23 protein-coding genes are annotated in these 25,462 nt (G+C 67.9%); 9 read left to right on the forward strand and 14 right to left on the reverse strand.

The window, feature by feature from the left end; genetic code table 11:
- Positions 1-3: 3 nt before the first annotated feature.
- Positions 4-309: a PE domain-containing protein gene (locus tag ACFOWZ_RS32655; RefSeq protein ID WP_382377810.1), complete on the reverse strand. Its 306-nt coding sequence runs from the start codon at positions 307-309 to the stop codon at positions 4-6.
- Between the two features lie 84 nt (positions 310-393).
- Between ACFOWZ_RS32655 and ACFOWZ_RS32660 the strand changes: the two genes are divergently transcribed.
- Positions 394-1,143 (forward strand): hypothetical protein, encoded by a 750-nt coding sequence (locus ACFOWZ_RS32660; protein ID WP_382377811.1) that lies wholly within the window; start codon positions 394-396, stop codon positions 1,141-1,143.
- Here ACFOWZ_RS32660 and ACFOWZ_RS32665 read toward each other — a convergent pair.
- The 3 genes from ACFOWZ_RS32665 to ACFOWZ_RS32675 are packed head-to-tail and all read right to left on the reverse strand — an operon-like array spanning position 1,128 to position 5,493.
- On the reverse strand, positions 1,128-1,526 hold the full coding sequence (locus tag ACFOWZ_RS32665; RefSeq protein WP_382377812.1) for a DUF4233 domain-containing protein: 399 nt from the start codon (positions 1,524-1,526) through the stop codon (positions 1,128-1,130). The two genes, ACFOWZ_RS32660 and ACFOWZ_RS32665, sit on opposite strands and share 16 nt — an antisense overlap.
- Positions 1,523-2,860: a bifunctional tetrahydrofolate synthase/dihydrofolate synthase gene (folC, locus tag ACFOWZ_RS32670; RefSeq protein ID WP_382377813.1), complete on the reverse strand. Its 1,338-nt coding sequence runs from the start codon at positions 2,858-2,860 to the stop codon at positions 1,523-1,525. Before folC ends, ACFOWZ_RS32665 begins: the two co-directional genes overlap by 4 nt.
- A gap of 5 nt (positions 2,861-2,865) precedes the next feature.
- Entirely contained in the window at positions 2,866-5,493 is a 2,628-nt protein-coding gene (locus tag ACFOWZ_RS32675) for a valine--tRNA ligase (RefSeq protein ID WP_382377814.1), read from the reverse strand.
- A 119-nt stretch (positions 5,494-5,612) separates the two neighbouring features.
- Between ACFOWZ_RS32675 and ACFOWZ_RS32680 the strand changes: the two genes are divergently transcribed.
- Both ACFOWZ_RS32680 and ACFOWZ_RS32685 read left to right on the forward strand, forming a co-directional pair.
- Positions 5,613-6,470 carry a hypothetical protein gene (locus ACFOWZ_RS32680; protein ID WP_382377815.1) on the forward strand — a complete coding sequence of 286 codons (858 nt, stop codon included), beginning with the start codon at positions 5,613-5,615 and terminating at the stop codon, positions 6,468-6,470.
- Positions 6,471-6,943: 473 nt separating this feature from the next.
- A complete protein-coding gene (locus ACFOWZ_RS32685) occupies positions 6,944-9,229 on the forward strand; it encodes an FdhF/YdeP family oxidoreductase (protein ID WP_382377816.1) in 2,286 nt (761 codons plus the stop codon).
- On the opposite strand, the gene ACFOWZ_RS32690 is transcribed toward ACFOWZ_RS32685, so the two are convergent.
- A complete protein-coding gene (locus ACFOWZ_RS32690; protein WP_382377817.1) occupies positions 9,226-10,683 on the reverse strand; it encodes a glycoside hydrolase family 28 protein in 1,458 nt (485 codons plus the stop codon). The two genes, ACFOWZ_RS32685 and ACFOWZ_RS32690, sit on opposite strands and share 4 nt — an antisense overlap.
- Before the next feature lie 270 nt (positions 10,684-10,953).
- The gene (locus ACFOWZ_RS32695; protein WP_382377818.1) at positions 10,954-11,511 is read right to left on the reverse strand and encodes a winged helix-turn-helix domain-containing protein; all 558 of its coding nucleotides are present in this window, start codon (positions 11,509-11,511) and stop codon (positions 10,954-10,956) included.
- A 178-nt stretch (positions 11,512-11,689) separates the two neighbouring features.
- Between ACFOWZ_RS32695 and ACFOWZ_RS32700 the strand changes: the two genes are divergently transcribed.
- Entirely contained in the window at positions 11,690-11,839 is a 150-nt protein-coding gene (locus ACFOWZ_RS32700; protein ID WP_382377819.1) for a DUF2238 domain-containing protein, read from the forward strand.
- Here ACFOWZ_RS32700 and ACFOWZ_RS32705 read toward each other — a convergent pair.
- Together ACFOWZ_RS32705 and ACFOWZ_RS32710 are read right to left on the reverse strand one after the other, a co-directional pair.
- Positions 11,784-12,275, reverse strand: coding sequence for a hypothetical protein (locus ACFOWZ_RS32705; protein WP_051783551.1), 492 nt, complete (start codon positions 12,273-12,275; stop codon positions 11,784-11,786). The two genes, ACFOWZ_RS32700 and ACFOWZ_RS32705, sit on opposite strands and share 56 nt — an antisense overlap.
- A gap of 47 nt (positions 12,276-12,322) precedes the next feature.
- Entirely contained in the window at positions 12,323-13,837 is a 1,515-nt protein-coding gene (locus ACFOWZ_RS32710) for a phytoene desaturase family protein (RefSeq protein ID WP_382377820.1), read from the reverse strand.
- Between the two features lie 64 nt (positions 13,838-13,901).
- Between ACFOWZ_RS32710 and fdhD the strand changes: the two genes are divergently transcribed.
- Genes fdhD through ACFOWZ_RS32725 form a run of 3 tightly spaced genes read left to right on the forward strand, consistent with a single transcriptional unit; the run spans position 13,902 to position 16,764 of the window.
- Positions 13,902-14,729, forward strand: a complete 828-nt coding sequence (fdhD, locus tag ACFOWZ_RS32715) for a formate dehydrogenase accessory sulfurtransferase FdhD (RefSeq protein WP_382377821.1) — start codon at positions 13,902-13,904, stop codon at positions 14,727-14,729.
- Positions 14,716-15,846 (forward strand): CaiB/BaiF CoA transferase family protein, encoded by a 1,131-nt coding sequence (locus ACFOWZ_RS32720; protein ID WP_382377822.1) that lies wholly within the window; start codon positions 14,716-14,718, stop codon positions 15,844-15,846. Before fdhD ends, ACFOWZ_RS32720 begins: the two co-directional genes overlap by 14 nt.
- Positions 15,847-15,885: 39 nt before the next feature.
- Positions 15,886-16,764 carry an alpha/beta hydrolase gene (locus tag ACFOWZ_RS32725; protein WP_382377823.1) on the forward strand — a complete coding sequence of 293 codons (879 nt, stop codon included), beginning with the start codon at positions 15,886-15,888 and terminating at the stop codon, positions 16,762-16,764.
- On the opposite strand, the gene ACFOWZ_RS32730 is transcribed toward ACFOWZ_RS32725, so the two are convergent.
- From ACFOWZ_RS32730 to tig, 6 genes are all read right to left on the reverse strand, one after another.
- Positions 16,761-18,038, reverse strand: a complete 1,278-nt coding sequence (locus ACFOWZ_RS32730; protein ID WP_382377824.1) for a serine hydrolase domain-containing protein — start codon at positions 18,036-18,038, stop codon at positions 16,761-16,763. The two genes, ACFOWZ_RS32725 and ACFOWZ_RS32730, sit on opposite strands and share 4 nt — an antisense overlap.
- Before the next feature lie 227 nt (positions 18,039-18,265).
- Positions 18,266-18,844, reverse strand: a complete 579-nt coding sequence (locus tag ACFOWZ_RS32735) for an RBBP9/YdeN family alpha/beta hydrolase (RefSeq protein ID WP_382377825.1) — start codon at positions 18,842-18,844, stop codon at positions 18,266-18,268.
- A gap of 152 nt (positions 18,845-18,996) precedes the next feature.
- Complete coding sequence (gene clpX / locus ACFOWZ_RS32740; protein ID WP_030468156.1) at positions 18,997-20,277, reverse strand: ATP-dependent Clp protease ATP-binding subunit ClpX; 1,281 nt, start codon at positions 20,275-20,277, stop codon at positions 18,997-18,999.
- A 244-nt stretch (positions 20,278-20,521) separates the two neighbouring features.
- Positions 20,522-21,136, reverse strand: a complete 615-nt coding sequence (locus ACFOWZ_RS32745) for an ATP-dependent Clp protease proteolytic subunit (protein ID WP_154697940.1) — start codon at positions 21,134-21,136, stop codon at positions 20,522-20,524.
- Positions 21,137-21,172: 36 nt separating this feature from the next.
- Entirely contained in the window at positions 21,173-21,757 is a 585-nt protein-coding gene (locus ACFOWZ_RS32750; protein WP_030468158.1) for an ATP-dependent Clp protease proteolytic subunit, read from the reverse strand.
- Positions 21,758-21,944: 187 nt separating this feature from the next.
- Entirely contained in the window at positions 21,945-23,288 is a 1,344-nt protein-coding gene (gene tig, locus ACFOWZ_RS32755) for a trigger factor (protein ID WP_382377826.1), read from the reverse strand.
- A gap of 192 nt (positions 23,289-23,480) precedes the next feature.
- Between tig and ACFOWZ_RS32760 the strand changes: the two genes are divergently transcribed.
- Positions 23,481-24,206 carry a hypothetical protein gene (locus tag ACFOWZ_RS32760; protein WP_382377827.1) on the forward strand — a complete coding sequence of 242 codons (726 nt, stop codon included), beginning with the start codon at positions 23,481-23,483 and terminating at the stop codon, positions 24,204-24,206.
- Positions 24,207-24,496: 290 nt separating this feature from the next.
- Positions 24,497-25,396, forward strand: coding sequence for a LysR family transcriptional regulator (locus ACFOWZ_RS32765; RefSeq protein ID WP_382377828.1), 900 nt, complete (start codon positions 24,497-24,499; stop codon positions 25,394-25,396).
- Positions 25,397-25,462 lie beyond the last annotated feature (66 nt).

The raw sequence follows: 25,462 nt of genomic DNA on the forward strand, positions 1-25,462 counted from the left end.
AGCTCAGTCCTTCGGAGTGAGATTGGCCTTGTTGCCCTCTTCGGTCTGCTCGTACTGCTGAAGAGTGGCGGTGAGGTTGTCGATGCGAGTGGTGAGGGCGTCCACCAGCTGCTGATTGGACTTCAGGTGCATTCGGCCCGCAGTCACCGCTGCCTGGGCATACACCTGACTCGGTACGTCCTTGCCGGCGGACTGCACCTTGACGAGCGCATCACCCGTCAGCTGAGCGTTCCGGACTTCTTCGCGGATGGCCTCGTACTCCTTGATGGCCGCGCGCAGCGTGTCGAGATCGACCTTGGTTCCGCTCATCCCCAGTGCCTCCCCTGCAGATTCGTGCGCCTTGCAGCATAGCGCCAGGCCACGGCCCTCGTCCCGGTTTCAAAGCACGATCGGGTGAACCAGGCGAAGTGTCACCTCGGCATTGCGACGACTAAGGGTACGAAGTGCGGCATGCGTCGTTCTTTGGTGCTTTTCGTCAGTGCCGCAATGCTGCTCGCCGCCTGCTCCGAGCCAAGGCCGGTCGCGGCTCCCAAGATCAAGCCGCCTGCGCCCGGCACCGGTCCTCAGCAGGACTGCGCCGAGGTGATTGCGATGGAGGACTCGCGGTGTCTGGGGTGGGCGGCGCCGGAACCTCACTCGTTCGCGGAAGTGCGGCGGATCAACAACGACGACGCCGGCACGGGCAAGGGGCTGGAGTGGGGTCCCTATTACTGGTGTGACGCGCTCAAAGACGACGTTCTCGCGGGGGTATTGGGATCAGCTGACGTCGCGCGGGTCGTCACGGACAAGTTCTACTGCCAAATTGTGGTTCGTGGGCACAAGGCGAGTGGAATTTACAACAGCCTTTCCGTTTATCTCTCGCCCTACGAGCCCGGGAACCCCGCATTCGACTGGTTCGTCGAGCCGAACGAGCTCGGCGACGTCACCGAGTACCGGGGCAGGAAGGCCACGCGCAACGCGAAGCTGAGCGACGACAGCAGCGAGCGGATCCAGTACACCGTCGAGATCCCCGGCCACGGCTCGGTGTGGAACCTGGAGCTGTGGCGCTATTTCCGCGACTCGCAGGGCGTTGCGGACCACGCCGATGCCGAGCGGCGGGTGCGGCTCGCCATCGACGCGTTGATGGCCTACGACGAGGCCTGATCCGCCTGCTGCGCGGGCAGCCTGCCCTCCGCCATCCGCTTGAGCAAGTCCTTGCGCAGCCACAGCATGTAGATCCACACCAGGGCGAAGATCACGCCGATCACGCCCAGCGCGGGCAGCAGGAACCACGTGGCGATCAGCAGGACGTGCAGCGCCACCACGGCGGGGATGGCCCACGGGCGGCGGACGAAGGCGCACATCGCGATGAACACCGCGATGAAGCCGAACGCCACCCAGCCCACCAGGGTGCCCACGCCGCCGTGCAGCTTCGCGATCACCGGCAGCGCCAGGGCCACGACGATGACCTCGAGGATCAACGTGCCGGCCATGATGCCCCGGAACGCCTTGAGCGGGTCCTTCTTCAGAGGGGCCGGGGTGGTCATGCCGGCTCCTTTCCGAACAGCGCACGGGCCTCGCCGGCGGTGACGACGGAGCCGGTGACGATCACGCCGCCGCCGGACAGCTCGTCCTCGGTGAGGTGGATGGCTTCCTCCACGGCGTCCACGAGGCGCGGGCGCACCTCGAAGCGGTCCTCGCCGAAGATCGGCACGGCCAGACCCGCCAGGACGTCCGGGTCCATGGCGCGCGGGGACGAGTTCGTGGTGATCACCAGCTCCTGCACGACCGGTTCCAGGGCCGACAGGATGCCCTCGGCGTCCTTGTCGGACATCACGGCCACTACCGCGACGAGCTTGCGGAAGCCGAACTCCGACTCCAGAGCCTGTGCCAGAGCCGCGGCGCCGTGCGGGTTGTGCGCGGCGTCGACGAACACGTTCGGTGCGGACCGGACCCGCTCCAGGCGGCCCGGGTTGATCACGGTGGCGAAGCCCTCGCGGATCGCCTCCACGTCGAGCTGGCGGTCCGGGCCCGCGCCGAAGAACGCTTCGACGGACGCCAGCGCCAGCGCGGCGTTGGCCGCCTGGTGCTCGCCGTGCAGTGGCAGGAAGATGTCCTCGTAGATGCCGCCGAGGCCCTGCAACGTGATCAGCTGGCCGCCCACCGCCACCGACCTCGACACGACGCCGAACTCAGCGCCGAAACGGGCCACCGTCGCGTCAACCGAGGCCACACGCTCCAGGATGACCTTCATGACCTCGGGCTTCTGCTCGCCGACGATCGCGACCGAGCCCGGTTTGATGATCCCGGCCTTCTCCACCGCGATGTCCTCGGGACGGTTGCCCAGGTACTCGGTGTGGTCCAGCCCGATCGGCGTCAGCACGGCGATGCGGGCGTCCGCGATGGACGTCGCGTCCCACGTGCCGCCCATGCCGACCTCGACGACCGCGACGTCGACCGGCGCGTCCGCGAAGGCCGCGTACGCCATGCCGGTGAGCACCTCGAACTTGCTCATCCGGATCTCGGACCGCGAGTCGACCATCGCGACGTACGGCTCGATGTCGCGGTAGACCTCGACGTAGCGCTCCGGGCTGATCGGCTGGTTGTCGAGACTGATCCGCTCGGTCGCGAGCTGCAGGTGCGGGCTCGTGTACCGGCCGGTGCGCAGACCGATGCGCGTGAACAACGCATCGGTCATGCGCGACGTCGACGTCTTGCCGTTGGTGCCCGTCAGCTGAACGACCGGGTAGTTCGTCTGCGGGTCGCCCAGCACGTGCGCCAGCGCCTTGATCCGGTCGAGCGACGGCTCGAGCTTGGTCTCGGGCCACCGCTCGTTGAGCTCGTTCTCGACGTCGAGGAACTCGTCGAGGTTCGTGTCCACTGTGCTTACGCCTCCGGCAGCGCGGCCAGGCGCTGGTTGATCCGCTCGATGTCGGCCTCGGCCGTGGCCTTGCGCTCCTCGATCTTGGCCTTGACGTCGGCGGGCGCCTTGGCGAGGAACGCCTCGTTGCCCAGCTTCTTCGTCGTGCCCTCGAGCTCCTTCTGCGCCGCGGCCAGGTCCTTCGCCAGCCGCTTGCGCTCCGCCGCGACGTCGATCGCGCCGGACAGGTCCAGCTCGACCCTCACCGCGCCCTTGGGCAGGCCGACCTCCAGCGTCGCCGAGACCGTGAACTCGGCAGTCGGCTCGGTCAGGCGCGTCAGCGAACGCACCGCGGGAACCTGGTCGGTCAGGCCGACGCAGCACGCGCCGCGGACCTTGCCGACGACCTTCTGTCCCGGCTTGAGGCCCTGCTCGGAACGGAACCGGCGGATCTCGGTGGCCAGCTTCTTCAGGCCCTCGATCTGCGCCAGGGCGTCGAGATCGCGCTCGGCACCGGACGCCTTCGGCCACGCCGCGACGACGAGCGACTCCTCGCCGGTCAGCGCGGTCCACAGCGTCTCGGTGATGAACGGGATCGACGGGTGCAGCAGGCGCAGCAGCACGTCGAGGACGTGGCCCAGGACGGACTGCGTGGCCTCGGCGCGGCCGTCCGCGATCTGGACCTTCGCGATCTCCAGGTACCAGTCGCAGAACTCGTCCCACGTGAAGCTGTACAGCGCCTCGCAGGCACGCGAGAACTGGAACGCCTCGAAGTTGGAGTCCACAGTGGACACCAACGCGTCGAGCTCGTCGAGGATCCAGCGGTCGGCCGCGGTCAGCTCGTCACGTGAAGGCAGCGGACGGGCGACCGTCGCGCCGTTGGCCAGCGCGAAACGGGTGGCGTTCCACAGCTTCGTGGTGAAGTTGCGGGAACCGGCGGCCCACTCCTCGGCGACGGCCATGTCCGAACCGGGGTTCGTGCCGCGCAGCAACGTGAACCGGGTGGCGTCCGCGCCGTAGCGCTCCATCCAGTCCAGCGGGTCGATGCCGTTGCCCTTGGTCTTCGACATCTTCTTGCCGTACTGGTCCCGGATCAGGCCGTGCAGGAAGACGTGGTCGAACGGCTGCACGTCGTCCATCGCGTACAGGCCGAACATCATCATCCGGACGACCCAGAAGAACAGGATGTCGTAGCCGGTCGACAGAACCGACGTCGGATAGAACTTGCGCAGGTCCTCGGTGGAGTCCGGCCAGCCCAGCGTCGAGAACGGCCACAGGCCCGACGAGAACCAGGTGTCGAGAACGTCCTCGTCCTGCCGCCAGCCCTCGCCGGAGGGAACCTGGTCGTCCGGTCCGACGCAGACGACCTCGCCGTTCGGGCCGTACCAGACCGGGATCCGGTGCCCCCACCACAGCTGACGCGAGATGCACCAGTCGTGCAGGTTGTCGGTCCAGTCGAAGTACCGCTTGTTCAGCTCGGCCGGGTGGATCTTGGTGCGTCCGTCGCGGACGGCGGCCGACGCCTTGGCGGCGATGCTCTCGACCTTGACCCACCACTGCAGGGACAGCCGCGGCTCGATGACCGTGTCGCACCGCGAGCAGTGCCCGACGGCGTGGACGTACGGCCGCTTCTCCGCGACGATCCGGCCCTCCGCGCGCAACGCGGCGACGATCGCCGGACGCGCCTCGAACCGGTCGAGCCCCTCGAACGGGCCGTGCGCGGTGATGGTCGCGCGGCCGTCCATGATCGTGAGGTTCGGCAGGTTGTGGCGCTGACCGATCTCGAAGTCGTTCGGGTCGTGGGCAGGCGTGACCTTGACCGCACCGGTGCCGAACTTCGGGTCGACGTGCGTGTCGGCGACGATCGGGATGCGCCGACCGGTCAGCGGCAGCTCGACCTCGGTCCCGATGAGGTGCTGGTAGCGCTCGTCGTCCGGGTGGACGGCGACCGCGGTGTCACCGAGCATCGTCTCGGCGCGCGTGGTCGCGACGACGATCGAGTTCTCCCCGTCGCCGTAGCGGATCGAGACGAGCTCGCCGTCGTCGTCGCTGTGGTCGACCTCGACGTCCGACAGCGCCGTCTGGCAGCGCGGGCACCAGTTGATGATCCGCTCGGCCTGGTAGATCAGGCCGTCGTCGTACATCTTCTTGAAGATCGTCTGGACGGCGCGCGACAGCCCCTCGTCCATGGTGAAGCGCTCGCGCGACCAGTCGATGCCGTCGCCGAGCCGCTTCATCTGGTCGAGGATCTTGCCGCCGTACTCCTCTTTCCACTCCCAGACGCGCGCGACGAACTTCTCGCGCCCGAGGTCGTGCCGCGACAGGCCCTGCTTGGCCAGGTCGCGCTCGACGGCGTTCTGGGTCGCGATGCCGGCGTGGTCCATGCCCGGCAGCCACAGGACCTCGTAGCCCTGCATGCGGCGGCGCCTGGTCAGCGCGTCCATCACGCTGTGGTTCATGGCGTGGCCCATGTGGAGGCTGCCGGTGACGTTGGGCGGGGGCAGGACGATGGTGAACGGCGGCTTGTCGCTCTTGACGTCCGCCTCGAAGTAGCCCCGGTCGACCCACCGCTGGTACAGCTCCGCCTCTACCTCCGCCGGAGTCCACGCGGCGGGGAGGTCAGGACGCTGGGTTGCGGTGTCGAGTTCAGTCACAGCTGACGAGTCTACGGAGCCGGGGGTATCGACTTGAAACGAGATACCTGCTAACGCGGTGGCAACCCGCAGGAGCCCGCGAACGTGTGAGGTCGTATCGGAGCTTTCCTGGGGGGCACGTGCAGTACGACATCGACAACCATCCCGATCTGAAGGACGCGGCGTGGATCCGCGCGGCCAACAGGCGGGCGAAACGCGAGATCCGCAGGCAGCGGCGGCAGGCACGGCTGCGCAGGCACGGCGGCAAGATCGTGTCCGGGATCGCGCTGCTCGTCATCGGCGGCGTGCTGTCCGGGTTCTACCTGGCCGGCAGGTTCGACCAGGTCTCGCTGCCCGATGTGAAACTGCCTCCCACGGGCGTGAACGTCGAGGTCCCGTTCGCGAGCACGCCCGCGGAGCAGTGGCCGGAGGGCGAGAAGGGCATCGTCGTGCCGGACGCCAACCCGGCGTACGAGCAGGTGCGGCAGGCCCTCATCGCGTCCCGGATGGACCCGGCCATGCTCAACGAGCACAAGCCCGACCGGTTCCTCGCGATGCTGGCGCCGGAGGTCCGCGAGCACGTCGCGAAGAACCTGCCCGGCTGGACCACCCGCCTCAAGCAGGGCACGAAACTGCTGCCGGGCGGCATCCGCGTGTCCGGGAAGATGACCCTCGGCGAGAAGGACGGCTATCCGGCCGTGACGGCCGACTACGTGTTCGCGTACGCGTTCGAGCCGCCGGAGCCGAAGAAGCTCCTCGACCAGATGGAGATGGTCGCGGCCGTCCGCGAGCAGGTGACGTACGCGATCACCCCCGAAGGGCTGTGGCCCTCGGACTCCAAAGGCTTCCAGTACTCGATCTCGTGCACGGCGGCACGGGAGGGCTTCCTCGCACCGCAGTTCGTCGAGCCGCCCAAGCCCGACCAGGGCCTGCCGGGCGACCGGCGCAGGTACTTCTCCACGGACGGTCAGATGCCGACCGAGAACACCTGCGAATGATCACCCTTTCAGAGGTGCCGGGCGGGAGTGACCCCGATCACAATTGACCGTCACGGACCGTTCAACCCCTTGGGGCCCGTGACGGGCGACGCCGCCGCGTTCTTCGGGGGCGCTGGCGGCGCCGACGTCGATCACTTCTTCTCTCAGCGAAGAATGAACCCTTGACCTCTGCCATGGCTGACGCCCGGCATCCCACCCTCACGGGTAGATCTTTCTGCTTCTCCGCTCGCCGCCGCCTGGAACCACCAGCGAAGGGACGGTGTGCCGCCCACGGTCTTACGCAAGCTCCACAGACCTGACTTTCCGCAAGCCCGGCGGTAGGCCGGTCGAGTCGCCTCGACCAACGGGCCCAAACTACCACCTGGCGTCACTCGGCATCTGCCTGGGTTGTCACGGATTCCTGATCTTGTGATGCCTGAATACGGGACTGTTCCCGCTACGCCTTAAGGTGGAGGTCTTCACGGAGGTCCCCCATGAGCAGCAAGCCCCCGCAGCACGACGTCGACGAGTCCGCGCTCGAAGTCAGCACCCCCAAGACATGGGCAGCGGGTATTCCCGGTGTGCTCGTGTCGCTCGACCGCGCGGTCGAGCAGATGGGCGTGAGCCGCACGGTCAAGACGTTGCGCCTGCTCAACCAGCGCGAAGGTTTCGACTGCCCCGGTTGCGCGTGGCCGGAGCCACAGGGTCACCGCAAGATGGCGGAGTTCTGCGAGAACGGCGCCAAGGCCGTCGCCGAGGAGGCCACCAAGCGGCGGATCGGGCCGGAGTTCTTCGCCGAGCACTCGATCGAGAGCCTGCGCACGAAGACCGACTACTGGCTCGGGCAGCAGGGCCGGCTCACCGAGCCGATGGTGCTCGAGCCGGGCGCCACGCACTACAAGCCGATCGGCTGGGACGCCGCGTTCACGATGATCGCGGACGAGCTGAACGCCCTGTCGTCACCGGACGAGGCGATCTTCTACACGTCGGGCCGCACCAGCAACGAGGCCGCGTTCCTCTACCAGCTGCTGGTCCGCTCGTTCGGCACCAACAACCTGCCGGACTGCTCGAACATGTGCCACGAGTCGTCGGGCTCCGCGCTGAACGAGACCATCGGCATCGGCAAGGGCTCGGTGTCGATCAAGGACTTCGACCGCGCAGACCTGATCGTGGTCATCGGCCAGAACCCCGGCACGAACCACCCGCGCATGCTCAGCGCGCTGGAGGACGCCAAGAAGAACGGCGCCAGGATCATCGCCGTGAACCCGCTGCCGGAAGCGGGCCTGATGCGGTTCAAGAACCCGCAGAACGTCGCGGGCGCCCTCGGCCGCGGCACGGCGCTGTGCGACGAGTTCGTGCAGATCAAGGTCGGCGGCGACCAGGCGCTGTTCCAGGCGATCGGTCACCTGCTGCTGTCGTGGGACAAGCTCGACAAGGACTTCATCGCCTCCAAGACGCACGGCTTCGAGGCCTACGCCGAGAGCCTGCGCGAGCTCGACTGGGACCGAGTGCTCACCGCGACCGGCCTCACCCGCGAGCAGATCACCAGGGTCGCCGGCATGTTCGTCGACTCGCAGCGCACGATCGCCTGCTGGGCCATGGGCCTGACGCAGCACAAGCACAGCGTGCCGACGATCCGCGAGGTCGCGAACGTCATGTTCCTGCGCGGCATGATCGGCAAGCCGGGCGCGGGCCTGTGCCCGGTGCGCGGCCACTCGAACGTGCAGGGCGACCGGACCATGGGCATCTACGAGAAGATGCCGGAGAAGTTCCTGCTGGCGCTGGAGAACGAGTTCGGCATCCCGGTCCCGCGCAAGCACGGCTTCGACACCGTCGACGCGATCAACGCCATGCGCCACGGCCGCGGCAAGGTCTTCATCGCGATGGGCGGCAACTTCGTCAGCGCCACCCCGGACACCCCGGTGACCGAGAAGGCGCTGGAGCAGTGCTCGTTGACCGTGCACGTCTCCACGAAGCTCAACCGCTCACACGTGGTGCACGGCCGCACCGCGTTGATCCTGCCCGCGTTGGGGCGCACCGAAAGCGACGTGCAGCACTCCGGCGAGCAGTTCGTGACGGTCGAGGACTCGATGTCGGTCGTGCACCGCTCCCGCGGCCGGCTCAAGCCCGCGTCCGACCAGCTGCTGTCCGAGGTCTCGATCATCTGCCGGCTCGCCCGCAAGGTGCTCGGTTCGTCGCACCCGGTGACGTGGGAGGAGTTCGAGAAGGACTACGACATCATCCGCGAGCACATCTCTCATGTGGTGCCGGGCTGCACGGACTACAACACGCGCGTGCGTCAGCCGGACGGTTTCGTGCTGCCTCACCCGCCGCGCGACTCGCAGGAGTTCGCGACGACGACCGGCAAGGCGAACTTCACGGCCAACGAGCTGACCGTGATCGAGGTGCCGCAGGGCAGGCTGCTCATGCAGACCCTGCGCAGCCACGACCAGTACAACACCACGATCTACGGCCTGGACGACCGCTACCGCGGCGTGAAGGACGGGCGGCGCGTGGTGTTCGTGAACCCCGACGACATCAAGGAGCTGGGGTTCACCGACGGCCAGATGGTGAACATCGTGTCGGAGTGGAAGGACGACCCGACGGGCGTCGTGGAACGCCGCGCCGAGTCGTTCCGGATCGTCTCCTACCCGACCGCGCACGGGTGCGTGGCCACGTACTTCCCGGAGGCGAACCCCTTGGTGCCGCTGGACTCCAAGGCGGACATCTCGGGAACGCCGACCTCCAAGTCGGTCATCGTGCGACTGGAAGCTGCCTAGCACTTCTCGGTGGAGCCGGTCGCCGTCACGCGCGGCGACCCGCTCCCCCGCACGCAGAACCCGTTGACGTTCTGGAAGACGAAGTCCGCGGGGCTCTTGCTGCCGCGCTCCCAGCCGAAGCCGTCGAACGTGATGTCGCTGGAGCTGTTGGCGATCACCGCAGGACGGCCGTCGTCGCTGGTGAACGAGACGCCGCCGCCCTGGAACCTGATGCGGTCGGCGTAGCGGACGTACCAGCCGTACGCGGGCCTGGTGCCGATGCTGTTCGGGTTGTAGTTCTTGCGGTCGTTGCTCGGCGGGTTCGTCGACGTCGTGCCGTTGCCGCCGGGCACGTTGATCTTGACGTTGGTGAACGTCACGTCGGTGACGTGGCCGTCGACGTCGCCCATGATCGTCGGGCTGAACGACGGCGAGGCGCCGTTGATGGTGATGTTGTCGTAGGTGATGTTGCGGATCGTGCCGACGCCGGGACTGTTGCCGCAGCGTTTGCGGGCGCCGACCTTGAGCATGATCGGCGACCGCACGCCGCTGACGGTGATGTCCCGGTAGTGCACGTCGGAGATGACCGACCCGTCCATCGACACGAGGCCGAGCCCGGACTTGTTGGAGCCCTTGATGTCGATGCGCTGGAAGTCGTAGCCGGTGAAGTCACCGCACGTCTCGGAGCCGAACATCAACGCGTTGCAGCACTTGGCACTGAGCTTCGTGTCGTAGACCTTCACGTTGCCGTTGGACAGCTTCTGCCCTAGGGCGTAGTCGCTCTTGAACGCGAGCGCGTCGTCGTTGGCCGCGAAGTTGCCGTTGGTGATCGTCACGTTGGTGGTGCTGATGACGTTCCAGCCGTCGCGGTCGCTCGCGGTGTCGATCGTCAGGCGGTCGGAGACGACGTTCCTGCACCCGTTGATCAGCATCGCGAAGTGCCCGCCACGCCGCAGCTTGATGCCGCTGACGGTGAGGTTCTCGCAGCGCGTCAACGAGATGATCTTGTCGGCCTCACCGCTGTCCGGGTTGCCGGTGATCAGCGCGCCGCCGCCGTCGATCGTGCCGGAGCCGACGAAGCCGATGTTGGTCAGCCGGTCGCCCCAGATCATCGCGTTGTGGAAGTGGCTGTGCCCGTAGTCCTGGTACTTGTCGTTGGGGTTCGGCTCGGGTTTGTCGTAGCCGGCGCCCTTCGCCCCCATGATCGTCGCGCCGGCGTCGAGCTGGAGCGTGACGTTGCTCTTCATGTGGATCGACTTGGGCGAGCGGTAGGTGCCGGACGGGAACCGGACCGTCCCGCCACCGGCCGCGTTCGCCGCCGTGATCGCCCTGTCGATGGCCGCCGTGTCGCTGGCACTGCCGTTGCCGACGGCCCCGTAGTCCTTGACGTTGAAGTCCGCCGCTTGGGCTGGTTCTGCGAGCACTGTCGTGGCCAACAGCGCCGCTCCCACCGCCAGGCCGAGTCTCCGGAACACGCATGCCTCCCGATGAAAGGTGGTGAAAACCTTTTCAGCGGCGGCGAGGTCACACGTTACGCCGGTCGAACGCGCCCGAACAGCCTCCAGCGGCGAGACCCTGAGGCGAGTAAGCCTCCACCGGCCTTGCCTTCGCGCTTCACGCCGTTGTCGGGCGCCTTGACGAGCCGTTGCGTAGCCGCGTCGGCTTCGAGGTCGAACTGCTTCTGCTTCGCGATAGCAAACGCCTGGTCGTGTGACAGCACGGGAAATCCCCTCGGTCTCGTGTTGCTATTCGGGTGCGATCGTCGTGGCCAGGAAGAACCGCACCGCCCGGACGCCCTCGGGGCGCAGCGACGGATCCGTCCGGCGGTCGTCGTACTTCAGGACCACCTTCTCCAACTCCGCCTTGAGCTCAGCGAGCTCCGCCGCAGTGAGGAACGCGATCACGCCTTCCGTGCCGGACGGCTCGTGCCACTCGGCAGGCAGGTGCTCGCGCTGACGCAGGCGGTTCCGGATCTCCTCGAACTCCTGATCCAGGTACGCCATCGAGGCGGCCTCCGCGGCCATCGCCGCCTCGGTGCCGAGCCCGACGGACGAGATTTGCTGGCGCTTGCTCACCACCTGCCACGGCTTCTGCCGCCCAGGCCCCTCAACCTCGGTGACGAACCCGTACTTGGCCAGCATGTTCAGGTGGTACGAGCAGCTCGCGACACTCTCCCCGAGCTTCTGCGAGCACTGGGTCGCGGTGCGCGGCCCCTCCTCGGCGAGGAGCTTGATCAGCTTCCACCGGAAGGGATGCGACAGGGCGCGCAGCGCTTTGGGGTCGGTGATGCGAGCGTCGGTCATGACACCACCGTACGCGTATCAATAAACCTTTAGCAAGGTTCATTGATATATAAATCCAGATATAAAACCCCCATGACACGGGGGCAGCGGTGGTTGCTGGGGGCGCTCGGAGCACTGGTCGCGGTGATGTGGATCGACCCGCCGTGGCCCGCTGAGCCGTGCACTTCGCGTACGGCGTGTGCGTGACCGCGGTCCTGCGGCAGAAGTGGCCTACAACGGTCAGCAGGGCGACATGTGGGACGCCCACGCCGACATGGCACTGGCCGCGCTGGTCACCAGTCTGGCGAGTTCCGTGCGACGGCGGTCACCAGCGGCAACGACTCGATGACCGGCACCCGCAGCAGTTCCGCGGGCACGTCCGGGTCGCGCACAGGCTCGACGAGCTCCCGCAGCAGCGCGCCCACCACGTCGTCCGCGGTCTGGTCGATCTCGTGGATCAGGTCGCGCAACTGGTCCGCCGCCTCGTTGAGCACCCGCGGCCGCTGGGGCTCCTCCAGCATCAGCGCCGCGAGCCGCAGCACCCGGCGACACGTCCGCAGCCGCAGACTCCGGCTCGCCGACTCCCGCGCCCCGGCGAGGCCGAGCCGTCCTCGGGTCCGCTCGATCCACGGCTCGACGGTCTCGCGGCGCCAGATCGGGCCGGACGCGAGCTCGGCGTCCGGCTCCGGGATGCCGTGCGAGCGACGCTTGCGCCACACGGCCACCAGCTGCCGGCTGAGGCCCATGGCGTCAGCGATCTCTGCGATTCCGTAGAAGTCCCCCACACCGACAACTGTAACCAGAGATGACGGAACCTGTCATCAAAAATATCTTAAATTCGTTCGAGAACCGCCCGCGCCGCGTTGTGGCCGCCGATGCCGCTGACCCCGCCGCCCCGCCGGGACCCCGCGCCGCAGACGAAGACGTTGTCGTCGCCGGTCTCGACGCCCCACCTGCCGACCTCGTCGTCGGTCTCGGCGAACGGCCAGTCGAGCTCCCCGTGGAAGATGTTGCCACCTGGCAGGCCGAGCTCTTCCTCCAGGTCCAGCGGCGTGCGGGCCTCGATGCAAGGATCGCCGTCGGCGTCGACGGCGAGGCAGTCCTGGATCGGCTCAACCAGGTGTGCGTTGAGCTGGTTCAGGTAGCGCTGGACGAGCTCGTCGCGGAGTTCGGAGTTGCGGCCCTCGAACAGCGAGGCCGGCAGGTGCAGGCCGAACAGCGTCAGCGTCTCGTGGCCCGCGAGCGACGGCCCGAGGATCGACGGGTCGGTCAGCGAGTGGCAGTACATCTCGCCCGGCAGCACCGACGGCACCTGCCCCGCGACGCTCTCCAGGTACGCGGTCTCCAGCTGGTCGTACGACTCGTCGAGGTGGAACGTGCCGGCGAACGCGAGCCGAGCGTCCACACCGGACTTGAGCTCCGGCAGCCTGCGCAGCAACATGTTGATCTTCAGCTGGCAACCGGGCGTGTCGTGAACTTCCTCGCCCCGCAACCGCCCCAGCACCGAAGGGGCCACATTGGACAGCACGAACCGCGCCTCGACCGTGGTGTCGTCGTACGTGACGGAGGCGGTCTTGCCGTCCGTCTCGATCGACGTCACCTGAGCGTTGGTGACGATCTGCGCGCCGGCCTCGCGCGCCACCCGTTCCAGCTCGGCGGTGACCCCGCCCATGCCGCCGACGGGGACCTTCCACTCACCGGAACCGTTGCCGATCACGTGGTAGAGGAAGCACTTGTTGGCGCGCAACGAGTGCAACGACGAGTGCGTGCCGATCAACGCGTCCGTGGCGACGACACCGCGCACCAGGTTGTTGTCGAAGAGCTCCTGCAACGTCGCGCCGATCGGCCGTTCGAAGACCTGCTCCCACAACCGCCCGCGCGCCACCGCGTCGACGTGCACGCGCAGGTGTTCCCGTGACACCAACGGCTCCAGGAGTGTCGGCGCCAGGGCAGCAGCCATCAGCTCCAGGTCCGCGTACCAGCGCTGCCACCGCTCCCAGTCGTCCAGCGACCCGCAGACGGCCTCGAACGACTTCACGGTCGCTTCGCCGGGCGAACGCTCGACCAGCAGCCCGGTCTTGCCGTTGGGCGTGTACGACGACGCGGCCCGCGACCGCAGTTTCAGGTTGAGCCCGAGATCGGACACGATCTGGTCGGGCAGCAGCGACACGAGGTACGAGAAGCGCGAGAGCCGGGCGTCGACACCCTCCCACGGTGACGCGCTCACCGCCGCCCCGCCGACGTGCGGCAGCTTCTCCAGCACCTTGACCGACTTCCCCGCCCGTGCCAGGTACGCGGCCGCCACCAGCCCGTTGTGGCCGCCTCCCACGATCACGACGTCGTCCATGCCCCGAGACTCCTCCCACGTAGCCTGGTCGCTGGGAACATAGCGGTCCGAAGGAGATGTGCACATGGGCCGAGTGACGGTGCGCCGAGCGGTCGAGCGGGTGTCGTCGAGCGGTCGGCGCCGCAGGGTCGACGCGCTCGCCGCCGAGGAGCCGCTGGAGCTGAGGGTCAACGGGAAGGCGTTGGCCGTCACGATGCGCACGCCCGGCCAGGACGTCGAGCTCGCGCACGGCTTCCTGCTCAGCGAGGGTGTCATCGGGTCGGCGGAGGACGTGTCGATCGCCCGGTTCTGCGAGGGCACCGGGCCCGACGGCATGAACACCTACAACGTGCTGGACGTCGCGCTGGCCGACGGGGTGCCGCCGCCGGACACCGGGGTGGAGCGGAACTTCTACACCACGTCGTCGTGCGGGGTCTGCGGGAAGGCCGCGCTGGACGCGGTGAAGCTCAAGACGCGGCACTCGCCCGCGCTCGACCCCGTGCAGGTCACGCCGGAAGCGCTCACGGGGTTCCCGGACGCGTTGCGGGAGCGGCAGAAGGTCTTCGAGAGCACCGGCGGGCTGCACGCGGCCGGGCTGTTCGTGAACGGTGAGCTGCTGGTCGTGCGGGAGGACGTGGGCAGGCACAACGCCGTCGACAAGGTGCTGGGCTGGGCGGTGCTGCAGAGCCTGGTGCCGTTGCGCGGTGCGGTGCTCATGGTGTCCGGGCGGGCGTCGTTCGAGCTGGTGCAGAAGGCGGCGATGGCCGGGATTCCGGTGCTCGCCGCGGTGTCGGCGCCGTCGTCGCTCGCCGTCGAGCTCGCCGAGGAGCAGGGCATGACGCTCATCGGCTTCCTGCGCGGCGACTCGATGAACGTCTACACCGGTGGGGAGCGCGTGCTTGAGACCGCTTGACGGGGTCGTGGTGGTGAGCCTGGAACAGGCCGTCGCCGTGCCCTACGCGACGCGGCTGCTGGCCGATCTCGGGGCTCGCGTGATCAAGATCGAACGGCCTGGTGTCGGCGACTTCGCGCGGCACTACGACTCGGCGTGCGGCGAGGTGTCGTCGTACTTCGCGTGGACGAACGTCGGCAAGGAGTCGGTGTCGCTCGACATCAACCACCCCGAGGGCCGCGAGGTGCTGGAACGGCTGGTCGCGCGGGCTGACGTGCTGCTGTGCAACCTGTCGCCCCGCGTGTGGTCCCGCCTCGCGCTGGAGCTGCCGGAGACGTTGATCGTCGGTGAGCTGTCCGGTTACGGCTGGGACGGCCCGTACGCGGACCGCAAGGCGTTCGACGCGCTGGTGCAGTCCGAGGCCGGGCTGGTGTCGCTGACCGGCGAGGGTGACGTGGTCGCGCGGGCCGGCATCTCGGTCGCGGACATCGCGGCGGGTGTCCAGCTGCACGCGGCGGTGCTGGCGGCGTTGTTGCAGCGGTCCAGGACGGGTTCCGGCGCGCGGCTGCGGCTGTCGCTGTTCGGGGCGATGGCCGAGTGGATGCACCAGCCGATGCTCTACGCGGCCGGGACGGGTGCCGCCGCGCCGCGGTCGGGGGCGCACCACCCGAGCATCGCGCCGTACGGGCCGGTGGCCTGCGCGGACGGCGCCGTGCACCTGGCCGTGCAGAACGACGGCCAGTGGCAGCGGTTGTGCGCGCTGATCGGGCTGGCGGCGGAGGAGAGGTTCGCCACAGTGGCGTCCCGCGTCCAGCACCGAACGGAGCTGCAGAAGATCCTCGAACAGGCCTTCTCGGACCTCACCGCGACCGAGTTGCTGACCGCTCTGGACCAGGCCGACGTGCCCGCCGCCCTGACCCGCTCGATCACCGAACTGCCCACCCACCCGCAGCTCGACACGTGGGTTGACGTGCAGGTTCCCGGTGGAACGGCCCGCATGCTGCCACCTGCGACCGAGGGCTTCGAATGGTCACCGGGTGCGGTGCCCGCGCTCGGCGCGCACAATGATCACGTGTTGCGCTGGCTGGGTTTTTCGGACGAGGAACTGTCCTCCTTACGCGTGCGTTCCGTCCTCTGAGAAGGAAACGAGGAACGGTGCCCACGCGATGAGGTGAGCATGGGGGAACCGACGTACAGCCGCCGCACACTCCTCGCGGCGATCGGCGCGGTCGTCGCGACGGCCACCGGTGTCGCGACGTACGTGTCGTCGTCCAGCGCCACCGAGCAGCAGGTCGCGACGGCGGAGGGTCTCAGCCGGACGCCGGCGGCCAAGCCGACCATCCGCTTCGAACGCGTGTACTCGGCCGCACGCCGCCGCGAGGTCACCCTCAGCTTCTACCTCCCGACCGGCGCGAGCACCCGCGGCCTGCCGATGTCGATCCTCCTGCACGGCCTGCACGGCGACGCCCGGCACGCCAACGCGGGCGACCTCGCCGGCGTCCTGACCTCTGCCGTCGCGAAGGGCTCGGTCCCGGCGTTCGGCTTCGTCGCTGTCGACGGCGGCGACAACTACTGGCACGAGAACGTCCCCGGCGACGACCCGATGGCCATGCTGCTCGACGAGATCCCCAGCTGGCTCAAGGAACGCGGCTACGGCGAGCCGTTCGCGGTGACGGGCGTGTCCATGGGCGGCTTCGGCGCGCTGCTCTACGCCCGCCGTCGCGCCGAGCGTGGCGACCCGATCGCGGCCGCGGCGACCGTCTCCCCCGGCCTGATCACCACCTGGCCGGAGATGGCCAAGCGCAAGGCGTTCAAGAACGAGGCCGAGTGGACGTCGCTGGACCCGTTGCGCCACCTGGACTCCACCGGTCCGACCGCGCTCGGTGTGTGGATCGGCGACCACGACCGGTTCATCGAGGGCACCCGCCGGTTCATCCGCGAGGTGCGGCCCGAGGTCGGCACGGTGAAGCCCGGCGGGCACGACGACGAGTTCTACCGCAAGGTGACCCCCGACGTCGTGCAGTTCCTCGCGAAGTACGCGAAGCGAGCTGTCTAGACCCGCACGGCCACGCGGCCGTAGTGCAGCCACTTGACCCTGTCCTGCTCGTCGCGTCCACAGAGGACGACCACGGAGTGGTGCCCGCCTTCCTTCTCCACGGCGATCAGGGCGTCGTCGCGGAACCCGGTGTACTCCTCGACCACGTCCTCACCGATATCGGGCACAGCACGCATCTGAACCGTGCCGCGCTCGGTCGCGGTGACGTGGACATCCGCCCGCACCGCGCGGTAGACGCCGGCCACCTTCTCGACGTCGATCGGGACGGGAACGACAGGCGGCTCCGGCCGGGTCGGCAGACTGATGTTCGCCAGCTCTCCCAACACCTTCTCGTGCACCGCCCGCACGACCGGCGCGGGCGCACCCCCGTTGGTGAGCACCGCGATCGCGAGGCCGCGCTCCGGAACGACCCGCAGGGACGACTGGAAACCCGGCGTCTGACCGGTGTGTCCGAGGCCGGTGATGCCGCCGTCGTAGTCGTGCAGCATCCAGCCGAGCCCCTGCCTGCCACCGAAACCGAGGTCGGGCAGCACGACCTGGGTCTCGCGCATCGCGTCGAACTCGGTGGTGTCGAGGTGCATCCGCACGAACGCGAGCAGGTCCCGCGCGCTCATCGCGAGCACGGACCCGGCCGGTGAGTCGCCCTCGGGTGTCTTCTCCTCCGTGGGCTTGAGCTCAGCACCGATGTGGCCCGAGGCGCACGTGTGGCCGGCGTACTCGGTGTGGCGCGTGGCGGCGGTCAGGCCGAGCCGTTCGATGAGACGTTCGCGCAGAACCGTGTTGAAGGGCTTGCCGCGCAACACTTCCACGATCCGGCCGAGCACCACGTAGCCGGCGTTGCAGTACACGTACAGCGCGCCGGGCGGAGTGGTCTGCGCGGTGTCGGCCATGCGCTCGATGTACTTCACCAGGATGTCGTCGCCACTGCCGGTGTCGTGGTAGAGGTCGCCCTCGAAACCCGCGGTGTGACTGAGGAGCTGCCGCGGCGTGATGACCCGAGCGGCCTGCTCGTCGGCCAGCCGGAACTCGGGGACGACGTCGCGCACCGGCCGGTCGAGGTCGAGCACCCCCTCGTTCACCAGCTCCTGGACGAGCGTCGCGGTCCAGATCTTGGTGATCGACCCGATCTGGAAGATCGCGTCCGGCGTCACCCTCTCGCGTGTGACGTTGTTGAGCACACCTGCTGCTGTGTCGACGATTTCGCCGTTGTGCAGCACGGCCACTTGAGCACCGACGACACCGTGTTCGTCGATCAGCTCCTGCAGGTCGATCATCCGTCCCCCTGTCAGATCCGAACCGCTGCCCGCCCGTGGTGCCGCCAGCGCACGAAACCCGCTCGAGACCGACCAGCTCGCCGAGGACGTGGTCGTAGATCTCCTGCAAGACCCGATCTGGAACAGCGATGACGAGGTCACCGCCGCACCGGTGCCGGTGTGCCTCGACGAGTTCAGGCAGCCTGCGGGCCAGCCACTCGATCACCATTGCCCCCCAGCAACAGTCTCTAGCGCGGTGAGAGCGGCACCGTCTTCGACCGCACCCACTTGAGCACCGACGGCCACTCCCCGTAGCCCGCGTCGGTGTTGATGTGCGCCGCCCCCGGCAGTACGTCGATCTCGATCCGCAACGCCTCGGCGAGCTGCTTCGAGGCGGTCATCGAGCAGTACGGGTCACCGTCGCCCACGACCAGGCGGGTGTCGGTGGCGGCGCGGCGCAGGCCCGCTGGGTCGAGCGGGGCCGGGAAGAACGACTTGATCGCGCGTTCCGGGTAGTCCGGGGCGGGCGGCGCCACCAGGAGCACGCGGTCGACGTGTCCGATGCCCTGACGGGCGGCGTGGTGCAGCCACAGGTAGCAGCCGAGCGAGTAGGCCACGACGACCCGTTCGCGGTCGGCCGGGGCGGCTTCGAGGTGGGTGTCGAGCTCACGCAGCCAGGTGGCCAGGTCGGGCTCGTCCGGGTCGCTGAAGTGCGGCATGTCGGCGAGGCCACCGTGCTCGGACACCGTGCGGGCGAGCCAGCTCTGCCAGTGGTCGGGGCCCGAGCCGGTCCAGCCGTGGATGAGGAGCACGTGAGGCAGCGACATGACTCCACCTTAGAACGCCGAAAGGGCGCCCGGCCGGAACCGGACGCCCTTCACGTTGAAGATCGAGCTAGGCCGACTTCTCCCGGGGGTTCGGGGGTGTCCCCCGACTGGCACGAGGGAGAAGTCCTTGGCGAGCGCTCTCCGCGAGCATGTCAGGCCGACTTCTCCCGCCGCTCCCGGCGCGAGGGCTGCCGGGCCACGATCGTCGGGTTCACGTTCTCCTTCACCGTCTGCTCGGTGATGACGACCTTGGCGACGTCCGTGCGGCTCGGGATGTCGTACATCACCGGGAGCAGGACCTCTTCCATGATCGCGCGCAGACCACGAGCACCGGTGCCGCGCAGGATCGCCTGGTCGGCGACCGCTTCGAGCGCGGTCTTGGTGAACTCGAGCTCGACGCCGTCCATCTCGAAGAGCTTCTGGTACTGCTTGACCAGCGCGTTCTTCGGCTCGGTGAGGATCATCACCAGCGACGGCTTGTCGAGGTTCGTGACGGAGGCGACCATCGGCAGACGCCCGATGAACTCGGGGATCAGACCGAACTTGATCAGGTCCTCCGGCATGGAGTCGGCGAAGTAGTCCGCCGCGTCCACCTCGGCCTTGGAGCGCACCTCGGCACCGAAGCCCAGGCCGCGCTTGCCGACGCGGTCCTGAATGATCTTCTCGAGACCCGCGAAGGCGCCCGCCACGATGAACAGCACGTTCGTCGTGTCGATCTGGATGAACTCCTGGTGCGGGTGCTTGCGGCCGCCCTGCGGGGGCACCGATGCGGTGGTGCCTTCCAGGATCTTGAGCAGCGCCTGCTGGACACCCTCACCGGACACGTCGCGCGTGATCGACGGGTTTTCACTCTTTCGAGCGATCTTGTCGACCTCGTCGATGTAGATGATGCCCGTCTCGGCGCGCTTCACGTCGTAGTCCGCGGCCTGGATGAGCTTCAGGAGGATGTTCTCGACGTCCTCACCGACGTAGCCGGCCTCCGTCAGCGCGGTCGCGTCGGCGATGGCGAACGGCACGTTCAGCATCTTCGCGAGCGTCTGCGCGAGGTAGGTCTTGCCGCAGCCCGTCGGGCCGAGCATCAGAATGTTCGACTTCGCCAGCTCGACGCCGTCGTCACGACCCTCGCGCCCGCGGTCGCCCGCCTGGATGCGCTTGTAGTGGTTGTAGACGGCGACGGAGAGGGTGCGCTTGGCATCACTCTGGCCGATGACGTACTGGTCGAGGAACTCGTGGATCTCGGCGGGCTTCGGCAGCTCGTCGAGCTTCACGTCGCCGGCTTCGGCCAGCTCCTCCTCGATGATCTCGTTGCAGAGATCGATGCACTCATCGCAGATGTAGACGCCGGGGCCGGCGATGAGTTTCTTCACCTGCTTTTGACTCTTTCCGCAGAAAGAGCACTTCAGCAAGTCGCCGCCGTCACCGATACGCGCCATGACCGCTGACCTATGTCCCCTCCGGCGCACACCTGCTGTAGTGCGCCTGCTGACTTGCTGTGGCAGTCCCACTGGCTGTGGGTGCTGAGCCCGTTCTCCTGACGGTACCTGGCCTACCCCGTTTCAGGGGAGGACCAGCGTCCCTCCGACGCGCCGATCAGGCCAGTTAACCGGTCACACCGGCGTGTCGGACGGGTGCGCGGCTCCGAGGGCTGGAGTTTCCCAGCCCTCGGAACAACTCACATCAGGACTTGGCCGAGAGCTTGCGGTAGGGCAGCACCGAGTCGACGATGCCGTACTCCTTGGCCTCGTCGGCCGTGAGGATCCGGTCGCGCTCGATGCTCTCGCGGACCTCCTCTGCCGTCCGGTTGGTGTGCCGCGCGAGGGTCGACTCCATCAGGCGGCGCACGCGCTGGATCTCGTTCGACTGGATCTCCAGGTCGGACACCTGACCGTACGCGCCCTCCATGGAGGGCTGGTGGATCAGGATTCGCGCGTTCGGCAGCGCGTGGCGCTTGCCGGGCGTGCCGGCGGCCAGGAGCACCGCGGCGGCCGAGGCGGCCTGGCCGAGGCAGTACGTCTGGATGTCCGGGCGGACGAACTGCATGGTGTCGTAGATGGCCATCAGCGAGGTGAACGAGCCACCCGGCGAGTTGATGTACATCAGGATGTCGCGGTCGGGGTCCTCGGACTCGAGCACCAGCAGCTGCGCCATCACGTCGTTGGCCGAAGCGTCGTCAACCTGCACGCCGAGGAAGATGATGCGCTCCTCGAACAGCTTGTTGTACGGGTTCGACTCCTTCATGCCGTAGCTGGTGCGCTCGACGAACGACGGCAGCACGTACCGCGACTGAGGCATGTGGAACTGGCTCACTTCGAGATCTCCTAGCTGACGTCAGTTGCTCGAGCCGACCGGCTGCGCGCGGGTAACGACCTTGTCGACGAAGCCGTACTCCAGCGCTTCCTGCGCGGTGAACCAGCGGTCGCGGTCGGAGTCCTGGATGATGCGCTCGACCGGCTGGCCGGTGTGCTCGGCGATCAGCTCGGCCATCTCGCGCTTGGTGCGCGTCAGCATGTCCGCCTGGATCGCGATGTCCGCGGCCGTACCGCCGACACCGGCCGACGGCTGGTGCATGAGGATGCGCGCGTGCGGAAGCGCCTGACGCTTGCCAGGAGCACCCGCGGAGAGCAGGAACTGCCCCATCGAGGCCGCGAGACCCATCGCGACGGTGGCCACGTCCGGCTCGATGAGCTGCATCGTGTCGTAGATGGCCATGCCCGCCGTGACGGAACCACCCGGCGAGTTGATGTAGAGGGTGATGTCCTTCTCGGGGTCCTCAGCGGCCAGCAGCAGCAGCTGAGCGGTGATCTGGTTGGCGATGCCCTCTTCGACCTGCGATCCCAGGACGATGATCCGCTCGCGGAGCAGCCGCTCGTACACCGAGTCGTTGAGGTTCATCCCGGCGGTGGCCGACCGCATCTCGGGGGTCGGGAAGGAGTGCTGCGTCACGTCTGCCTGCCTAACTCCAGGTGGAACGAATCTGGATGCCAAAACTCTCTGCGATCGACCTTAACGAAGACGGGCGGCGTCAGATGCCCGACACCGCCCGCGTTCGCTCAGGGCTGCATTTCCGGCGCTCGCCCGCTCGCGCGGGGAGTGACGGGAACTACTCCGCGTCCTCTTCGGACTTGGTCTCGCCGAAGAGCTCCTCGAGGTCCAGCTTGGTGCCCGAGGTGTCGCTCACCGTGGCCTGGCGCACGACGCTCGCCAGCGCCTTGCCGCGCCGGACGTCGGCGAAGATCGCGCCGAGCTGGCCGGACTGCTGCGCGCGCTTGACGTACTCGTCGGGCGAGATGCCGAAGCGCTGGGCCTGGTAGATGATCCGCTCGGTCAGCTCGCCGTCGGACACCGTGACCTGCTCGGCGTCGGCGATCGAGTCGAGCACCAGCTGCGTCTTGACGGCCTGCTCGGCGGCCGTGCGCAGCTCGGTGTCGAACTCCTCCTCCGACTGGCCCTGCTCCTCGAGCCACGCCGCGAACTTCGCGTCGTCGTGGTCGAAGGCGTGCACGGCGTCGTGCTTGCGGGCGTCGATCTCGCCCTGGACGATGCCCTCGGGCAGCGGGACCTCGGTGGTCTCCAGCAGCGCCTCGAGGACCTTGTCGCGCGCCTGAACGCCCTGCTGCATCTTCTTGACGCGGGCGAGGCGGGTCTTCAGGTCGTCCTTGAGCTCGTCGAGCGTGTCGAACTCGCTGGCGAGCTGCGCGAACTCGTCGTCCAGCTCGGGCAGCTGACGCTCCTTGACGGAGTTCAGCACGACGGACACCTCGGCCTCGCGGCCGCTGTGCTCACCCGCGACGAGCGTGGTGGTGAAGGTCTTGGTCTCACCCTCGGAGGCGCCGACGAGCGCGTCGTCGATGCCCTCGACGAGCTGGCCGGAGCCGATCTCGTAGGACAGGCCGGCGGTGCGGGCCTCCTCGACCTCCTCGCCGTCGACCGTGGCGGACAGGTCGATGCTGACGAAGTCGCCGGTCTCGGCCGGGCGGGTGACGCCGGCGAGCGTGCCGAAGCGGGCGCGCAGCTCGTCGAGCTGGGTGGTCACGTCCTCGTCGGTGACCTCCTGCTCGTCGACGGTCACGGCGAGCTCGCCGAACGCGGGCACGGTGATCTCGGGACGGACGTCGACCTCGGCGGTGAACTCGAGCGTCTCGCCGTCCTCGATCTTGGTGACCTCGAAGTCGGGACGGCCGAGCGTCCGGACCTCACCCGCGGAGACCGCTTCCAGGTACTTGGCCGGGATGGCCTCCTGGATGACCTCGTCCAGGACCGGTGCGCGGCCGATGCGGCTCTCCAGCACCTTGGCCGGGGCCTTGCCCGGACGGAAGCCGGGGATGCGGACCTGCTTCGCGAGCTTCCGGTACGCCTGGTCGAAGTTCGACTTGAGCTCGTCGAACGGCACCTCGACGTTGATCCGGACCCTCGTCGGGCTCAGGTGCTCGACGGTGCTCTTCAACGTGGACTCCTCGATACGAACAAGAACGTGCAAGACAGCCGGTACCGCCACACGGGGCGCCCGGATTCCCAGCGAGTCTAGGCGAGACCCGCGCTGTGACCGCCGCCACCCCGGTTCCGCGTCCGTGACCCGACTGTGAGCCGCCCCCGATTGGCTTCCGGACACGACTTCTTCTCAGTTGGGGGAACAACGATGAAGCGTCACCACACGAGACTCCTCGCACTGGCGGCCACGACCGCCGCGCTGATCGGCGCCACCACCGCACCGGCGGCCACCGCTGCAACGCCACCGGAGGCCACGGTCGCGGCCTACATCTACACCGACGGCACCACGTCGGAAAGCCTGATCGCCGAGAACGCCGACCTGACCGCACCGCAGCTGGCCTCCGGCTACACCGAGGCCCACCGCGGCTGGGACATCCGCCTGTCCGACGAGGACTACAACGCGGGCATGCCGACCCAGTCGTTCCGCGCCATCGCCGCCCACCGCGAGACCAACGCGAGCGCGATCGCCGGCGGCTTCGTCTCCCTGCTGGACGGCGACGTGCGCGACGTCCCGTTCGCCGTGGTGAAACTCGGCCAGCGCTACCACTCCTGTTCGGTCGGCAGGCCGTTCAGCAACACCGACAGGGACAAGCCGCGCCTGTGGCTGCGCCAGACCGACGGCGAACTCCACGAGATCAAGGGCGAACTCACGAGCTGGACCAGCGCCATGCCGCCGACCTCCCGGCAGACCGTCCGCATGCCCACCACCGTGAAGGTCAACCGCCTGACAACCGTCACCCAGCTCTCCACGTACCCCGAGTTCGCCAAGTACGACGGCCGCCCGGAGTCCGGTGGCGGCGGCTACGAACTGCAGATCACCCAGGCCGACACGACCTACCGCATCCTCGTGGCCGCAGCCGCCGCGTCCTGCTAACTCCCGCACTCACCAGCGCCGCCGCCCACCCCCGGGCGGCGGCGTTCTTGTTCGCCTGCCGAACCACTTCACAGAAAAGAGTCATCCGACTACGGCCCGTCAAAGGCGTCGTTTAAATTTCACTCTTTCGGAGGCAGCCACCTTTCCCGACCGATCAAGATGACTCCATAAGCACCAATGATCCTGTCGCGACGGACAGGTAGCGTTACGACTCCCGAACCATCCGTAACAGGACCACGGGAACGAACGAGAAAAAGTCGTCGCACCGTTTTACTCCGAGGATCCGCCTGATGGAGACACGCCAGCTTCTCGCGTTCACAACCGTGGTACAGACAGGGAGCTTCACCAAGGCCGCAGCCACGCTCAACTGCTCGCAGCCAACCATCACGACCCGCATCAAGGCCCTCGAGGAGGGCCTCGGCGTCGTCCTTTTCCGCCGCCTCCCCCGAGGTATCCAGATGACGTCGGCGGGCGTGGAACTCCTCCCGTTCGCGCGAAACATCATCAACCTCACCGAAAAGGCCCGAAAAGCCATAACGATGAACGGCGAGCCCCACGGCAAACTCGTCATCGGTTCCGCACAGAGTTTGACCGACTACCGCCTGTTACCACTCATCGAATACATGTGCTGGCGCTACCCGTCCGTCCAACTCTCCCTGCACTCCCGCAACGCCCTGAACAACCTCAACTCGGTGCGCGACGGCCAGCTGGACTGCGCCTTCTTCATCGGCGCCATCGAGCCCCGCGAGGGCCTCGAAACCACAGTCCTCTGCCCCGAACCCCTCGTGATGGTCGCGGGCCCCAACCACATGCTGGCCCAGCGCCAGTCCCTCACCGAGGACGACATCACCAGCAGCACCCTGATCCGCGCGGAGAACGGCGCCTCGTACCACGAACTGTTCGAGAACGCCCTCGGCTTCGACGACACCAGAGCCCCCGTCCTGGAACTGGACTCGGTGGACGCAGCCAAGCGCGCAGTGGCCTCAGGCCTCGGCATCGCCCTGATGCCGGAGGTGACCGTGTCCTCCGAACTGGCGGAAGGCAGGCTGGTCCGCCTCCCCTGGTCGCCGACGTTCCGCGTCTACACCCAGTTCGGCTGGCGCCAGGACAACTCGACGAACCCGGCGGTCACAGCCCTGGTCTCGGCAGCAGCACAGGTGGTCAGCGACCAGGTGGCTTCACTGACCTGACCCCGTGAGGGCGAAGCCGAGCAGTCCTTGCTTGAAACGCGAGGTTCCGGCGGTGTGGTCCCGTCA

The sequence above is a fragment of the Lentzea rhizosphaerae genome (assembly GCF_042649515.1).
Taxonomy (GTDB): Bacteria; Actinomycetota; Actinomycetes; order Mycobacteriales; family Pseudonocardiaceae; genus Lentzea; species Lentzea aerocolonigenes.

Bases quoted from the DNA above. Each gene is read 5' to 3' on its own strand.
- ACFOWZ_RS32730 (WP_382377824.1), bottom strand. From the start codon at position 18,038: ATGATCGACCTGCAGGAGCTGATCGACGAACACGGTGTCGTCGGTGCT.
- ACFOWZ_RS32725 (WP_382377823.1), top strand. From the start codon at position 15,886: ATGGGGGAACCGACGTACAGCCGCCGCACACTCCTCGCGGCGATCGGC.
- ACFOWZ_RS32750 (WP_030468158.1), bottom strand. From the start codon at position 21,757: ATGCGGTCGGCCACCGCCGGGATGAACCTCAACGACTCGGTGTACGAG.
- fdhD (WP_382377821.1), top strand. From the start codon at position 13,902: ATGGGCCGAGTGACGGTGCGCCGAGCGGTCGAGCGGGTGTCGTCGAGC.
- ACFOWZ_RS32665 (WP_382377812.1), bottom strand. From the start codon at position 1,526: ATGACCACCCCGGCCCCTCTGAAGAAGGACCCGCTCAAGGCGTTCCGG.
- ACFOWZ_RS32735 (WP_382377825.1), bottom strand. From the start codon at position 18,844: ATGTCGCTGCCTCACGTGCTCCTCATCCACGGCTGGACCGGCTCGGGC.
- ACFOWZ_RS32655 (WP_382377810.1), bottom strand. From the start codon at position 309: ATGAGCGGAACCAAGGTCGATCTCGACACGCTGCGCGCGGCCATCAAG.
- ACFOWZ_RS32685 (WP_382377816.1), top strand. From the start codon at position 6,944: ATGAGCAGCAAGCCCCCGCAGCACGACGTCGACGAGTCCGCGCTCGAA.
- ACFOWZ_RS32760 (WP_382377827.1), top strand. From the start codon at position 23,481: ATGAAGCGTCACCACACGAGACTCCTCGCACTGGCGGCCACGACCGCC.
- clpX (WP_030468156.1), bottom strand. From the start codon at position 20,277: ATGGCGCGTATCGGTGACGGCGGCGACTTGCTGAAGTGCTCTTTCTGC.
- ACFOWZ_RS32765 (WP_382377828.1), top strand. From the start codon at position 24,497: ATGGAGACACGCCAGCTTCTCGCGTTCACAACCGTGGTACAGACAGGG.
- ACFOWZ_RS32745 (WP_154697940.1), bottom strand. From the start codon at position 21,136: ATGCCTCAGTCGCGGTACGTGCTGCCGTCGTTCGTCGAGCGCACCAGC.
- ACFOWZ_RS32695 (WP_382377818.1), bottom strand. From the start codon at position 11,511: ATGACCGACGCTCGCATCACCGACCCCAAAGCGCTGCGCGCCCTGTCG.
- ACFOWZ_RS32710 (WP_382377820.1), bottom strand. From the start codon at position 13,837: ATGGACGACGTCGTGATCGTGGGAGGCGGCCACAACGGGCTGGTGGCG.